General features: G+C 31.3%; 20 protein-coding genes. 13 read left to right on the top strand and 7 right to left on the bottom strand.

Annotated features, from left to right (window positions below):
* The first annotated feature begins 237 nt into the window (after positions 1-237).
* On the top strand, positions 238-669 hold the full coding sequence (locus AC6EIY_RS03015) for a hypothetical protein (RefSeq protein ID WP_498507522.1): 432 nt from the start codon (positions 238-240) through the stop codon (positions 667-669).
* 345 nt (positions 670-1,014) lie between these two features.
* A complete protein-coding gene (locus tag AC6EIY_RS03010; RefSeq protein WP_498507521.1) occupies positions 1,015-1,164 on the top strand; it encodes a hypothetical protein in 150 nt (49 codons plus the stop codon).
* Between the two features lie 755 nt (positions 1,165-1,919).
* Here the strand turns inward: AC6EIY_RS03010 and AC6EIY_RS03005 are convergent.
* The gene (locus tag AC6EIY_RS03005) at positions 1,920-2,183 is read right to left on the bottom strand and encodes a hypothetical protein (RefSeq protein ID WP_498507520.1); all 264 of its coding nucleotides are present in this window, start codon (positions 2,181-2,183) and stop codon (positions 1,920-1,922) included.
* Here AC6EIY_RS03005 and AC6EIY_RS03000 point away from each other — a divergent pair, their 5' ends adjacent.
* Complete coding sequence (locus AC6EIY_RS03000) at positions 2,184-2,723, top strand: hypothetical protein (protein ID WP_498507519.1); 540 nt, start codon at positions 2,184-2,186, stop codon at positions 2,721-2,723.
* Between the two features lie 233 nt (positions 2,724-2,956).
* Here the strand turns inward: AC6EIY_RS03000 and AC6EIY_RS02995 are convergent, their stop codons facing one another.
* Complete coding sequence (locus AC6EIY_RS02995) at positions 2,957-3,139, bottom strand: hypothetical protein (RefSeq protein WP_498507518.1); 183 nt, start codon at positions 3,137-3,139, stop codon at positions 2,957-2,959.
* A gap of 393 nt (positions 3,140-3,532) precedes the next feature.
* On the opposite strand from AC6EIY_RS02995, the gene AC6EIY_RS02990 reads away from it, so the two are divergent.
* A complete protein-coding gene (locus tag AC6EIY_RS02990; protein WP_498507517.1) occupies positions 3,533-3,712 on the top strand; it encodes a hypothetical protein in 180 nt (59 codons plus the stop codon).
* A 508-nt stretch (positions 3,713-4,220) separates the two neighbouring features.
* On the opposite strand, the gene nei is transcribed toward AC6EIY_RS02990, so the two are convergent.
* The 3 genes from nei to AC6EIY_RS02975 form a co-directional block, all read right to left on the bottom strand.
* Positions 4,221-5,054: an endonuclease VIII gene (nei, locus tag AC6EIY_RS02985; RefSeq protein ID WP_498507515.1), complete on the bottom strand. Its 834-nt coding sequence runs from the start codon at positions 5,052-5,054 to the stop codon at positions 4,221-4,223.
* Between the two features lie 201 nt (positions 5,055-5,255).
* Complete coding sequence (locus AC6EIY_RS02980) at positions 5,256-5,882, bottom strand: hypothetical protein (protein ID WP_498507514.1); 627 nt, start codon at positions 5,880-5,882, stop codon at positions 5,256-5,258.
* A 180-nt stretch (positions 5,883-6,062) separates the two neighbouring features.
* The gene (locus tag AC6EIY_RS02975) at positions 6,063-6,272 is read right to left on the bottom strand and encodes a hypothetical protein (protein WP_498507512.1); all 210 of its coding nucleotides are present in this window, start codon (positions 6,270-6,272) and stop codon (positions 6,063-6,065) included.
* A gap of 796 nt (positions 6,273-7,068) precedes the next feature.
* Between AC6EIY_RS02975 and AC6EIY_RS02970 the strand changes: the two genes are divergently transcribed.
* The 7 genes from AC6EIY_RS02970 (at position 7,069) to AC6EIY_RS02940 (ending at position 11,091) form a co-directional block, all read left to right on the top strand.
* Positions 7,069-7,248 (top strand): hypothetical protein, encoded by a 180-nt coding sequence (locus AC6EIY_RS02970; RefSeq protein ID WP_498507510.1) that lies wholly within the window; start codon positions 7,069-7,071, stop codon positions 7,246-7,248.
* Between the two features lie 127 nt (positions 7,249-7,375).
* Entirely contained in the window at positions 7,376-7,666 is a 291-nt protein-coding gene (locus AC6EIY_RS02965; protein WP_498507509.1) for a cytochrome oxidase, read from the top strand.
* 155 nt (positions 7,667-7,821) lie between these two features.
* A complete protein-coding gene (locus AC6EIY_RS02960) occupies positions 7,822-7,995 on the top strand; it encodes a hypothetical protein (RefSeq protein ID WP_498507508.1) in 174 nt (57 codons plus the stop codon).
* Positions 7,996-8,984: 989 nt separating this feature from the next.
* Entirely contained in the window at positions 8,985-9,293 is a 309-nt protein-coding gene (locus AC6EIY_RS02955; RefSeq protein WP_498507507.1) for a hypothetical protein, read from the top strand.
* A gap of 408 nt (positions 9,294-9,701) precedes the next feature.
* On the top strand, positions 9,702-9,899 hold the full coding sequence (locus tag AC6EIY_RS02950; protein WP_498507506.1) for a hypothetical protein: 198 nt from the start codon (positions 9,702-9,704) through the stop codon (positions 9,897-9,899).
* Between the two features lie 305 nt (positions 9,900-10,204).
* Positions 10,205-10,522, top strand: coding sequence for a hypothetical protein (locus tag AC6EIY_RS02945; RefSeq protein ID WP_498507505.1), 318 nt, complete (start codon positions 10,205-10,207; stop codon positions 10,520-10,522).
* A gap of 329 nt (positions 10,523-10,851) precedes the next feature.
* Positions 10,852-11,091, top strand: coding sequence for a hypothetical protein (locus AC6EIY_RS02940; protein ID WP_498507503.1), 240 nt, complete (start codon positions 10,852-10,854; stop codon positions 11,089-11,091).
* A 593-nt stretch (positions 11,092-11,684) separates the two neighbouring features.
* Here AC6EIY_RS02940 and AC6EIY_RS02935 read toward each other — a convergent pair.
* The gene (locus AC6EIY_RS02935; RefSeq protein WP_498507502.1) at positions 11,685-11,858 is read right to left on the bottom strand and encodes a hypothetical protein; all 174 of its coding nucleotides are present in this window, start codon (positions 11,856-11,858) and stop codon (positions 11,685-11,687) included.
* Between the two features lie 502 nt (positions 11,859-12,360).
* On the opposite strand from AC6EIY_RS02935, the gene AC6EIY_RS02930 reads away from it, so the two are divergent.
* Both AC6EIY_RS02930 and AC6EIY_RS02925 read left to right on the top strand, forming a co-directional pair.
* Positions 12,361-12,915, top strand: a complete 555-nt coding sequence (locus AC6EIY_RS02930) for a hypothetical protein (protein WP_498507501.1) — start codon at positions 12,361-12,363, stop codon at positions 12,913-12,915.
* Positions 12,916-13,714: 799 nt separating this feature from the next.
* Positions 13,715-14,047, top strand: coding sequence for a hypothetical protein (locus tag AC6EIY_RS02925; protein ID WP_498507500.1), 333 nt, complete (start codon positions 13,715-13,717; stop codon positions 14,045-14,047).
* Positions 14,048-14,197: 150 nt separating this feature from the next.
* Here the strand turns inward: AC6EIY_RS02925 and AC6EIY_RS02920 are convergent, their stop codons facing one another.
* Complete coding sequence (locus tag AC6EIY_RS02920; protein ID WP_498507499.1) at positions 14,198-14,386, bottom strand: hypothetical protein; 189 nt, start codon at positions 14,384-14,386, stop codon at positions 14,198-14,200.
* Positions 14,387-14,425: the final 39 nt, after the last annotated feature.

Here is a 14,425-nt window from a genome sequence, read left to right as displayed (position 1 = left end):
AGATTCTTCCCACCTTTTATGTCGCAAACGTTTATTAAGGCAAAATTAAGTTTGTTTATGGTAAGTGAGTGAAACAAATTTTGTCTAAGCGTGAATAGCGGCTAAAAATAATATTTGAACCTCTCTTTAACAAATGCCCCTAAATAAACCCATTCCTGATTCTGTGATTAATTATTGGAAAAATGTATTCAATAATTTAAGGTCGATATTCAGTGATACAAAAAAAGCCAATTAGTTATGGATCCCATACAAGTCTTAGGCCAAAATGATCTTAGGAGAGAGGTTCAAGTTAAAGATGAAAATACGGCAGGTCAATTGTTAGTTAAAAATACACATTCAAAAGAACGGTATGTAAGAGGAATGTCCAAGAATGCAAAAAAACATTACATCAATAGGAAAGATTGTCCTGTTAAAAATCATTTTCTTGGCCTACCAAAGTGGAGTAGAGAGGAAGCCGTAAAAGCTTTTGATACTTATCTGTGGTCACAACATCAAAAAGATGCGATAGAAAAACCTTTAAAGGATTGGTTTAATGCCAGAGTAAAGGAATTAATGGCTGGACATAACTTAGATCTTATTGATGATATTGATTTTGTAAAAGGGAATAATGATTCTCATGGTTTTACTTTAAAAAATTATATTGAATATCTGGCTAAAGAAATCCATTGAATTAAGCATTCACAGCTTTTAGAGAACTAATACTTGTCTAAGATCTATTCTTCGAACTATAACTGCTACTCGTAAGTCAAAAGAACTAAAAATTTATGATGAATGATTTGGTTTATAAAGTTGTTTACCTTCAGATTTTTTATTTATTTCATTGAAAAATAACTGGAGAGGGCCTTTAAACCAGTCGCTCTATGTTTAATTAATTATTTTTGGAACGCTTTCTTGGCTATTTTTTTTTCGATTACGTAAAAGTTAAATGGACTCTGACTCATAAGTTTAACTAATTATTGAAAACCCCACCTCGAAACTGTCACGTGTCTAAGTATTTGTCCTTAGTTTTGATGTATGTTCCAAAATCACCTGCGAGTACAAGGTCAAATGGCTCAACGAATTAACGTTGTATTAAATTCAATCCCATCAGGATGCAGAGATTTAGCTGAATTTGCTTTCTTCTGCGGAGTAGGTTTTACGTGTGGAAGTTTAGGTCTTATCTGATCTCAAATCAGAACCACGATGTTCGAAACTAAAAAAATATTTTATGTTGTAGCTAGAACATACATTCTCGCCACCTTTCATATCGTTTAAATGACTTTAGATAAATTTTCTTTAAACCTGTAAACAATTTTCGCGGTTAGCCCTACCTCGACCGAACCTCAGACAAACGAATTTTTTTCTACTTTGTACTTATTAATATCAATGCTCAATTCATAAAGCTACCCCCCAATTTCAATGACTACGACCACTTATAAAAAAACAGCCCTGAAAATTTTAGTTCTTTGGAACCTTCCAGCATTACTTCTCTTGGCTGGTGCATTCCAAGTTGGCTTTTCAGTAATGGTTTAGAAACAAATGGAAATGAACCTTTACAAGCCTTTAAGCTTTTTAATGGATTTTACGTGTTAATCCATTCAACAAATAAGCCGATATATAAGTTTTAGATTTAATTGCCTTACTAAAGCCACCACGAAATTTTTTTGTTCATGGTTTTGCAAAAACTTGATTGGAAGTTAAAGAATTTAATAATCATGGTTTAGATGATCTTGGTATTCATTTGAAGAATTACCTTTTAATGTCTCCATATTCTTTAATAATGTTTTTTTTTGGACTATATAAGTTTGTCCCTGATTTCCATCATTTTGTTTTATATCTCTTGTTCAATCTTCAATGCAGTGACTTAGATTGTAATGGAGTAAAAATCAATTAGTCACAGCTTTTTATCTGTAATAAAAGCATCAGCTTGCTAGGAACTCTTAAAACATAAAACCTGAAAACGCACGTTTACTTGTTGATACCCCCCCATCCATAGATCTTTGAATCCATCCTCTTTCATTTATTTGGCATTTGAAATACGTTAATTGAGTTTGTTTGATATATGAACTTTGAAATTGTGATTGCTTTATGAAACGCTCATTAATAATCGCAATATGTTTAATTCTTTTTCCTTTCAGCCCTAGATACTCTTGTATAAATTGGATTAAAATCATTAAACCTAATGGAAAAAGAGTTGCACCCACATGGCAGAACTAATTGAAGTGCTTGGACAATTTGATGTCAGGAGAGATAATGTGGCTACTGAACGTGAAACGGGACAAACTGGTCCGATCTCAATTGATAAAGCTCGAATAACTAATACATTTGGCGGAGATCAATTAAATGCTGCTTTGGATGCAGTAAATAATAAAAAAACATATGTAAGAGGTTATGAGAATCAAGCTATAAAGTTCTATATAAGTAGAAAAGACTGTCCAGTAAGAAATTTTTGTGAGGAATTGGCAGGGCCAAATAAAAGATCAGAAGCAATACAAATGTTTGACGCATTGTTCTGGTCTTCATGGATTGCTTGTAATGAGATGCCAGTGCAATCAAGGGAATGGCTCGATGCGAGAGTGAAAGATTATAAAGATGGAATTAAGATGGATTTCATATGCGATTGTCGAAAATTTAGAGGTAATGATGCTGATAAGACTCAGGCAAGCGAAATGACAAGGGCAGAATATCCTTTCGATTGTCATGGTTATACCCTTAAGAAATATATTGAAGAACAAGCGAAGTAAATAAACAATATTTTTCAATAATTTAATTGCCTTTTAATGACTTCAATATTTTTAGTTTCAATTCTTGTTTTAATTTAAACAATCACCTAAATATATATATTGTTTTTTTAATCTTCAAATTAATTATATCCCCATAACTAATTTCTAGTGTTTTGGAGTATTTGATCTCAGGTCTTAACACTCATACCATGATCATTGAGGGAAGTCCCCCATTCAGCCTTTAAGTCAATGCACTAAGAAAACCACATTCCACCATCTTTGCTTGCTTCTAAGAAACACTTGTTTTGTTCTTTAATACCCTCAATCAAATTTTCAGCCTTGTGCAACTCTATTTTTTGATTGTTGCGAGGTTTTGCTTTTTTTGGCCACAGCCTTGATAGCAATGATCTTGTTCTTGCTCTTGCAAATGAAACCATCGATCAATAGTCCTAGTGATTACAGGAAGCTCATTAACTTCCTATGATTTTTATAGCCTCAAAAAAGAGATTACCCATTATATTTGTTACGAGATAAAGATCACCATGGATGGGGATCTAACTAATGGTGTGAATTTCCCAGATTTATTTTTACTCACATCTTTCCTGTTGTTGTTTTTGTTTTCTTTAAATTAACTTTGCTTAGAGCAAGAGGATGATTTGAGAAAGATCAGCTAGAAAGGGTTAATGAAATTCTTTTTACCGATTTACCAAGATCTTAATGATTACTTTGCTGTAAGGACTAAGACCATATCCCGTATAGCTATAGCTGACATTATGGATAACAGTATGCTGATTAGATGGTATAGCAAAATTTTCGATAGCTATCTACTCGTGAAAGACTTGAAAGGTTTTGGGTATTTTGAATCTGATTACTCACATGGATACGTACAAGCTACCCTTAGATTTAACAAGCTTGCATTGGAGGTTATACGCTTTCAATTAGACCTTCGGGGACTGAATAGAAGAAACACCAGAGAGATTTCTATTATTGAAGATTCAATGAAAAATTAATTAAACAATCCAAAGCCATGTATTTACGACAGCAGCTATGAGTATCATTAGAACAGAACAAAGCTATAGAATTAGAAAAAAGAAATAACTACTTAAATACAGTATATCTTCTAGTCTTATTGAACAAGTTAATCAACTTGAAGTTCAAAAGATCTTTTCTAATGGGAATAAATATTGGATATTATTAATTCGAAACGTATAAATGTCGCCTTAGTGGTAGGGATAATTGGGTCACAGTTTTTAGGTAATGATATAGGCTTCTTTTTAGAAATAAATTACCCTCAATAAGGTTGGGTAGATAAAACAATACTAACTAATAAATTGCGAGTATTCAGGGGGTACAAAGGTACAACGTTTGCATTATTAAAAAGAGATGATCTATCAATTTCTAACGTTTTAAGTCAATCGATGATTAAATACATCTAACTTGATGCGTTTATATAAATCCATGTTGTCTCAAATTAGTATTGTTAGCCAGTTCACATTCAATAATTTAAATGTTGACGATTTAATTGTACCCCCTTTTAATTTGACAGCTAGGGCAATAATCAAGTTTCCTTTTTCCATACCATTTTCTCTCTATGAGCCTCTCGCAATTTAGACATTCATATTTGTGTCTCATGAATACAGCATGTCTATAAGATCTTCTTGGCTCTCCATTAGCTTTGTTTATATCTGCTAATGATTTTGAGACTGTAAATCCTCCTGTTCTGTAAGCTAAAAGAGAGATTTTTTTGATTGATTTGGCCCATTGAGAAATTCTGGTTTTATCAAGATCAAATGGTCTATCGTCTGGATGTATCTTTGCATCGAATAAAATTTCTGAGCGAAGATAGTTCCCTAAACCGGCGAAGACTGCCTGATCAAGCATCAAAGTTGAGGCTTTCTTTTTCTGGAACCTTTTTGACATTAACCTTTTTTCTATTAACTCATAACTACAAGATTCATTTAGGACGTCGGGCCCGATTTTCTTTAAGAATGGATGTTCATCTTCTTGAAAGGTTGGAATTAAATCAATATCTGTTGCTGACCACAATCTGACAGTATGTTTATTTGTTTTGAAAACCACTCTAAGTGCTCTTCTTGAGGTGACTTTTGTCGTATTTAAATTGACTGTCCACCTTCCATATAGTTGATTATGACTATACATTGACCAGTCATTCTTAAATCGGATAAGCATTGCCTTCCCTTTAGTTGTTATGTCTTTGATATTTGTGTTTTTGACTATTTCTTGGTTCTTTCTTATACGTTCGTAGTAAAAATTGCTTTCAATAATTACTTTGCCAACTAAAACTTTACTAATCCTATCTGCAGCGCGTCTAATCTCTGGTCCTTCGGGCATACAAAAAGATCATTATAGGTTCTATTCAATTAAAATGTGCTCTGAAGAAGTTTATGATAAATTGCATGAATAATCTCCTCCTCGAAATTGCTAACTTTTTAACTTCTCTTATATTTATTTTTTCCTCCGATAGCAAATAGTTCTTAATGTAAATTATTTGATTTATATCAAGGTAAATAAGAGGTTCTTATTTGATTCATCTCAACCTTTCAGCCAGAGTACGAGCTCACCTCCTTGGCTTCTCGCTGAAAGCCATTCACCACTTTCTTCTAATGCAATTAGGGCGAAAACTGACTTCTCTTCCGCTGTGGGTTCTCTAAGAGTTTTTCTCAACAAAACATTTGGGCCAGAATGTAGTTCAATTACGTTAAAAAAATACAGTAATGTAGGTCTGTCTCCACTTAAAAAACCAGATCCTGAAAACACTATTGTCAAGATTCCAAATTTAATGGATGTGATAATAGAAAAATTATATAAATCCTCCGTTGAGGTGTCCTTTTTGAACTCTATATTTGCAGAGAAGACTCTAAGCAGTGAACTAAAAAGAGAATCTTTTTCCTCCTCGTCTTTTTTCCATACTGATACAAATTTCCAGTTTCCAATAAGCGAATTCAATCCAATTCCACTTCCTTGATCTTTAGCATTTTTTTCAAGTTTTATAAGCTTTTCTTTGTCTGGGAGTACAATTGAAGTCTGTCTCAATAATTCTTCTTTATTTGATTTTTTTCGAGGGGTGAGATTTTTTTTATCTCTTTGAAGCAAAAACAAAAGTGGTATTGCTGCAATTAATAACACTAAGTCTATTAACAGGAATTTAGTTATGTTCATAGAATAGGTTTCAAATAAGATAATCTGTAGCAGTTATTCCTTAATTAACCTGTAATGGCTTTTACATATACTTAGATATATATGACTAATAGTCAAAATTGATTTAAATAGCCATTTGTTTATCTTGTACTTTTAATAAGATTAAAATGGGCAAAAGGATCTTTAAAAGACCTTAATAAACTATTTTTTATCAATCCTTCCTCCTTCAAATTTCTTATAAAGCACATAGCCAATAAGGAGTAGAACTATCAAAGACAAATTCTGATTAAGAATTCCAATAATTAGATAGACAAATACAGGAATTAATAAAAATCTTTTAGCTGAAAGTTTCTCTTCAGGGCTTAAATTATTCCATTCTAGATACCTTCTCCATTGGAAAACTCTTTTCATTTCTTTTCTCTTTTGCTTTTGACCCTTAAAATATATGTAAAATAAAAGCCTGAGATCATCTAAGAGTTTCATAATCACATCATTCGATTTTATTAATCCATGTTATTAAATAGAATAGAAGTAATTTGAACTAATGAGAGGATAGTTTGAGTTTGGCATTCTAAATCTTCTTTTGCATACTGAGTTGTTCCCAAATATCCATAGATTCTTTTATCAAATAGTGGCATCTTCATCACTGAGAGAGGAATGGAAATCTCTCATTAGCTTTAAATATCTAAGTCTTAGTTTTCCCATTTTTAGCTCTCGATCGATCTAGTCAAGAGAGACTTTATTATTGAAGGTTGAGTCAGAGAATTTTGAGTTAAATTGCGATGACTACTAATTGATAATGATTTCATTGAATTGGTGGCGAGAAAAAGAAAGGATAGTATTTGGAGAAACTTAATGTCTCTATTTGGGAAAGCCCCAACGTTCCTTTATTCTGACTTTCCTTCTTTGTGAATAAGCTTAGGTTTTGGTCGGGTTTAAGGAAAATTTTTTTCATTGAATTCGATCTCGACATTTTGTTGTTTGAAAGTAAACAGACTTTTGTACTTAATTTTTCTTTTATTTCACTTATGAGAAATTGACATATGTGTGTTGGCTCTCTTCATTTACCCACCAAAGATATTAATTGATTCACTCTATAGATTCATGTGAGAGATCTTATCTACGCTCAAGAAAGAATTAGGTGTTAAGACGCACTTGTTAGTTGTCGATTATGACGCATTAATTAATTAATTATTTATTTTGTACTATGACATCACGAGTATTAGATGATTTTATTGATGATTGTTTCCTAAGTGGAGATGATATTTGCAAATTTAAAATCTATAGATCTAGGAAGTATGAAAACAGAGTCAACCCAATTGCATCTCAGTTAATAGCAACTAACCAAAAGACTACTTTAAGCAAGATCCCAGCAAAACTCGATTAAAATTCAAATTCTCTATATTTTCTCGTCAAGCTTAATCATCACAACAGTTTTGATCATTAGTTGCATTAAATTGATTAACGTAAGAATTATATGTAAAATAAAATTTATGGTATGTAAATTTTAAACAATGCCATCGAAGAAAAAGCCAGTTCAAGTTCCATGGGATTTAAATGTTGGAGACGATAATTATCTAAAAGAACCTTGGATCCTTAAGAAAGGAAAGGAATTTATCACTATTGAGACTAATAATAAATATAAAGGAAATTTTTATCTTCAAAAAGATAATGAAAAACGTCTATCCTTAAGTGCTCTACAAGCTAAATTGACATATCATCAACTTATTGAATTTGGCTATAAGCTTCAAAAACCAAAGAAGAAGAGACCGAAGTCTCAATCGATTTCTGAAGAATCCAACTAGATTCTATCCTTTTGATTGAGTGATAGATAACCAATATTCAACCAGATTATTTAGAAATTGTAGTTACTTATAATGAACACTTATTAAAATGTCTTTTTTCACTTGATAATTCATATGGCTTGCTTTTACTGAGTTTATATCTATGAAAGAATAGAATGGATACTTCAAAAGTCATAATTACCAATCAAAATGCTATTGATAAAAAATTCTCTTTTGAATATGAAGTTGGTTTATCTTCTTACGACTTGGCATTGATTTCAATAAATAAACTCACCAACAAAAGAACACTTTCTATTAATAACCCTACTATAACTACCTATTTAATCTAGATTAAACTTAACAACGTCTATAATGTGGCGGCTTTTAGGAATAAATATATTACATAGGCAGTTTATATACTTATAGTGATATTTTCTTAACTCGCTAATTTTGATGTTTTATTAGATTGAAAATGGTTTTTGATTTTATTTAATAACTACTCATAAATTAATAAATGAAGATTTATACAACGGCTTTCTGGGATTTTAGTTTATTAAATTTGAGAAACTAATGGTTAGTCTTTCGTGGTCAGTGGCATCTCTAGTCTCATTTATGTAATTACAGACAAAATTACTCCTGTTTTCATAGACGTAATAAAATGCTCAGATAAGAAAGCTGAGCTCATATTACTTCAGCATTTAGACGGATTTATAGTTAACAGCTACTTCTAGTAGATCATTTATTGAAACAAAAACCAAACTAGTAAAACTAATGTTCTTTGTCTGGTTTCCCATGCTAAATATCAATTGTCATAAATATGTGAAATCAATATCATCAACTTCAGGTAAAATGATAATTTAAGAAATAGGCATCAAGCTGAGTTGCAGAGAAAATTTTTTGATCTTCCATTTGAGAGAAGTTAATTGTATAAACAGTTGAAACGAATTAATTTAATTCTTTTTTTCTTTGGATAGAGAAATAGAGCAACATTTCTCATATGACTATCTGTATAAGTGACTATTAATATCAAGTTAAATACCAAATAGTTTTATTTGTTTTATTCAGCGGGTCTAATTTTCAAAAATAAACGCTTTCATAATCACAGCATATAGATTAAAAATAATTATGGTGAGTGCAATAAACTAATAACTTCATTCTTTAAGAAAAGATAACTTATGTATATTTACTATAAGATGTAGATGTTTTTTTCTTGTTTGTCGACTCTACTAGAAAGTAAGTATATATAAAACTATAAATAATGATAACTCATAAGAATTATATAAAACAGCTATTATCGTTTAGCTTTGCGATTGTTTTGATAGTGTTCTCTTTTCCTTTTATGCTTTCAGCTCAGGAGATTAAATGGCTAGAAGTGTCTAAGACAAATAATGAAGTAATATTTATAGAGCCTGGTTCAATTAATTATGATAATAGAGGCCTTCTTTCAGTTATAACAAAACAATCTGAAGTTGATCCTGATGATCAAAAAATTATTAATACCGATTCTTATTTAATGGCCATTGATTGTGAAAATAGATTATATAGCAAACTTCCTTTAAATGGCGACATTAAGCAAGTAAAAAACTGGGAAACACCATTAAATGACAAGTTAATCAAGAAAACTATTATTAATAGTTGTTCTTACTAATAACTTTTACATAGAAATAAAATAATTATATTTTCTTTTTACGTATGGAATCCAATATTTGCTTTTTATTATTATTTATAGCTCCGTATGAGTTTTTGATTTTGCTAGAAAACATTTGTTTTGCAAGTTAGTTTTTAAGTCCATTCTTATAGAATTTTTCAGTATTCAATTCAATAAATTCAAATAGATTTTCGCTGATGCTTAACTACCTCTTTCTTAAATCTTTTTCTAGCAAATCCTGTTTTGTATTCCTATTGATTGTTGATAGGTGCATAAAGTTGTCAAATTAATTCCAAACTAATTTGTTATTTTTAATTATCTAAAAAAAAGAGACCAATAATTTTTACTAAGGAAACAATCTTTAATCACAATTAACTTATATAGTCTTTATTAATTGAAAGAGAATTTATGCTGACTGGTTTATTTTCTTCTGCATTCCCATGGTTATGGCTTGCTGGTACTGATTTTGGGGTTAATCATTTCACTACTGATCTAATACTTGTTGTCTCATTTGCAGTTTTGACTGCTCTTCCCATGTCTTTCTTAAGACCAACAATAAAAAAGTGGGAACAAGCTGGTGTAAAGAGCTCTCTTTTTAAAAAGTAGACTTTAAAAACTGGAAAGCTATTTTCAATAGGAGCGCTAGCCCCTTCTTTTAGTTATTCTTACTGATTGAATCATTATAAATTTTGGATTTAATAAAAACTATACAGCATTAAGGTTATGATTAGCTTTTTTAAAAAAAAGGTATCAAAAATAAAGAATAGGTTTGAAGTTCAGAAAGTACCAGTTATGTTGCAGAAAGATTTAGAAACGATGGCTTATTTGAACAAGATTTAAAACGAAAAGATGAAGTCATAAGCTAAAGTTATCACTAAGAAAGTAGTGTGGATTTAATTAGGACCTCCGTTATGAATTCCACTGCTGCTCCAACAGTAAATGAACAGGAACTGATTTCATCTGGATTAGTTGAATCAGCAAGTGTAAATTCATTTGCTGATTTCCTCCCATCAAAACTCAATAAAAAAGAAGATATTACTAAAAAAGAAAATGATGATTTTATAAATACTTTTATTTGTCATTTAATTTTTTATGCATTCTTTTGCATTTCCCTTGTTTTGCACATAATTATTGATCTAGGCCTTGGTCCTTTGATTAGAAAGACTTTTATTTATTTGATTGAGTTGACAAAGAATCTTTTTTTTGAGAAAAGGCCTTCTTTCGCTTAATCAACAACGACCAATTAATAAGGAATTATTCTCGACAGTTAATTCGGGGAGTGTTTTTAGCTTTTTGCCTTATAATTTATGCCATAAGAGATTTGCTTCTTATGCTAAATCCATATATTCATTTCTACCTTAAGCATTCTTCATTTTCAATAAAGTAAATGCATACCTATAAGTGAGTTTTTTGGTCATAACCATTGTGTCTATGGATAAAATGATCTCTCAAAAATTTGGAATAGATTCTATTTAACGTGACATTGTGAACTTTTTCAGTCGTAAGCCTAGTTATAGCTTTTATTAACTAGTTAGATAATTTCTTTTATCTTAAAGATATGAGAAATTTTGCAATAGAAACGCCATTATTGAAGTGGCTGATTTTTTACATAAATATGGGAGAAGCTAAAAGGAGAAAAGAACAGGGGTTGCCTCCTAAGACAATAAAAAAAGAAAAGAAGGACGATAGTCCTAATATCATTCAAAAGCTTCGTAGGAATCAAATACTCCCTGTCGTTCTAGCTGTCGGGTTTGTGATTTTTTTGATTGTTGATTTGGTTAGGTATTACAACCAATAAAAACTGAATTCAACTTAAATATAAAAAGGGTTTGCTTATGACTGATAAAGTTGAAAAATGATTTTGTTAATGAAATTTTTTAATGTTGACAATCCAAGAAGCCAATTTCCGTTCTATTAAAATTAAAATATAGACTCTAATTCTTATGGGAGATAAGAAGAAAAAGAAGAAATGCAAAAAGAAGAAATGTTCTTCCTGGAAGGGCGGTAAATGTATTTGTCATGGTTAATAAAAACAAAAAAGTAAACGTTATTACCAGTTGATACCAATTGCCCCTTTTTAAATCTTACAAAGAGGTATGTATCTCACGCTTAGCCCCAGCAAGATTAAACTACAACAGGTGAACTAAGCCTTTATTTTCGTCGGCGCAATAATGTTCAATCGTAAAAATAATGACTTCATCTAAGCCGATGAAATTGATTTGATTGAAATATCATTAAGTATTTCAATTCTGATACTACATACTCAGGCAGGGGAAATTTATTCGCTTTCTCAATGCCTCCTTGCTTTTCGTTCCTGTTGGTTTTTCTTAAATGGCTACTAACCAGAAATAAAATATCCACCAAAGATTTATAGGGTTAATAACCTCCTTTTTATTGTTTTTTCAACCTAGTGGTGAAAGCATCACCTTCAACAAAAATCTTTTTTCTATTGATACCTGCTGGTAATGCAAAAATTAGTACTACACACAGGAAAATAATTAAATCCAATGGAAATCTTCCAATCCCCCACTCTGAGAAAGCTAAAGCTAATGTTGTCATCTGCATTTTATTTATTTTGGGCAGCCAGAATCTATATGAAATTATTAAATTTGTAATATTGTCTTAGCAAAAATTATTGAGGTTTTTTAGAGCTTTTGCTTTTAATTAGACTCTTTACCCTGAAATAGACTTCAACTTAAAGCCAAGTTTATGAAGTCTGAGAAATAGTTGTTATCTCAAATAATGTGAAGGATGTACTTTAAAGCCAGAATCTGAAAAAAACATGAATGTATCTAAACAATTTGTACGGATGATTTTAAACATTGATGATTTTCTGGTGTATTAAAAAATACTTTATGCGAGTTTTATTACATAATATAGGTTTCATTTTCGTTTTATTTTGCGACATTGAAACGAATAAATTATTTTGCTGTTCGTGCTATGCACTCAAGTTATAGAGTTAGATACACTTAAAAAAACCTACTTTGATATTTTTTTGTCAGATGAATAACTTTCGGTAATATCAATAAGAATCTAAATAACTTCGTGACTTCGACTCACGTCTTAAATGACAAAATTATTAATTACACCTCTACTAATAGTTGGATTGTTGTCTCCAGTCGCTACAAAGGCTGAAGTTTATAATGCTCTTTGTGATGTTACTCAATCCTCCTCTAATTATGACGACGAAGGTATTGAGGTTTCTAATTGTCAAATAACTCTTACAGAGGAGGGGTTCTCAGGACCAAATGATTTTATACCTAAAGATAATATTTCTCAGTGGTATTCGGTTCGACAAGAAGATAATCTTCTTCTTGGTGTCGCCGGTGCTGCTGGCGGGACCTATACAGGAGCATTTGTAGGTTTTGCAATATGTGGTGCAAGTGCTGGAATTCTGTGCGTTCCGGCTCTGCTTGGAGGCGTATATGGCGGAGGACGCTTGGGCTCTCAAGTAGGCAAAGGAAAAAATTTTTTATTCTCAGTTGTTGGTAAAAATACTAATGGAAGCACGGTTGCTCAAAGTTTTAGATTGATTAATAGGAAAACCTCAAAAAAACTTAAAAAGGAATTATCTCAAATCACTGGTCTTAAAATGGGTCAAGTCAAAATCATTAAAAATTGAAAGTATTTATCTTGCACAATGAATGTGTACAAGAAATGGATGTGAAAAATCTCTAAGTCCATAAAATGATTGTATGGGTATAAGGTCAATCTATTATTCATTGAACTTTTAACTCATGAGTAAGAAAGTGAAAAGAAAAGCTAATCTTCTAAAAGTTCAGAAAGTTCTGGAGCAAAAAACTGAAAAAAACAATACTCTAATTTTTGGTGGAGTTTTTTTAGCAATGACTTCTATAGGACTTTTGATTTTTGTGCTTAGCGATAAGGTGTTTCACTTAAGTTGATAAGATAGCTTTTATTAATAATTACTTCTTCGAGGAAAACTTTTTATCTTTTTTTATCAGTATATTTCTTTATTCAGGGATTTTCCAAGCCTGAACTGTCGGAGATAGTAGTTGGTGAATAAGGAAAAGATACCGAACCATGTAAACCGAATATCAATCACTCACGATTTTGTTTATTTTCTTAGATGATAAAAAACATCTGTTATCGAATTATAAATGACATACTTTAGGTGCATTTCCTTGCAAGAAGTATTAGAAGAATACACTTTCAGTCATAAACAATATTCAAACCTTTTAGATGATTCTGAGTGGTTATGAAAACGACGGAATTACTTTTGATATTTTTCTCATTATCATTTTCTTTCTTAGGTATCTCTTTGCTTATTTTCTATTAGATCTGTTTTTTCTTGCTGACTAGATCACTTCTATTGGATTAATTACTTATTTTCATCAAGCTTAAAGAATGCTTTTATAATGATTTAGTAATAACATACGTAATTATCGAACTTTTACCCAATGGAAGATCAAATTAACGCTGCCGAAAATGCAAAATCTATTTCAGCTGAAATATGCCAATGGTCAGGAGCTGTATTTGGTATTTTGTTTGGGCTAGGTTTCTTACTGGCTGAAGTTCAAAAGAATGACTTAAAATCTTTACCTTGGTGGAAGCCAATCTCTGCCCTTGTTGCTGGAGCTTCGATATCAGCGCATGGTAGCAATGTCATTAACAATAAACGGACAGCTGAATTAACTGCTTTGTTAGTGAGATCAACTAACAGCGCGTCTGAGTTGCCAATTTCACATTCATCGGAATATTCAGATCTCTTAGAAGACTCTGATAACAAATGAGTTTATTAAATTTCCAACTGTTCGAAAGCGCTGTCTGATGCTACTAGGCTCTTCTTCATTCATTAAATAGCAAGAAAAGAGAAACCTAAAAACGTCATTGATAATGAAGAAAATATCAAAATTAGATCAATGTATTTCATTTGATTACTCTTATTGAATTACTCTTTGTGGTTGAGCTTGATAAGAGCAGATACCAAATTGTAAGCACTCCATTTCTTCGTCATTTTTTGATGGTAGCTTTGAAAAATTGAGTCTTTCAGAAAGTTGTCTAAGAACCAGTCGAGCTGCATTTTCAGCGGCTTCAGTAGTCAATTGAGCAAAGCGATTTCCGTAGGACATAGGAGGTTGAAGATCCATATTTTACTTCTACACCTATAG

This window comes from Prochlorococcus sp. MIT2304 (assembly GCF_059772405.1).
Note: the sequence above shows the minus strand (reverse complement) of the source record. Positions and strands in the feature narration are given on the sequence as shown.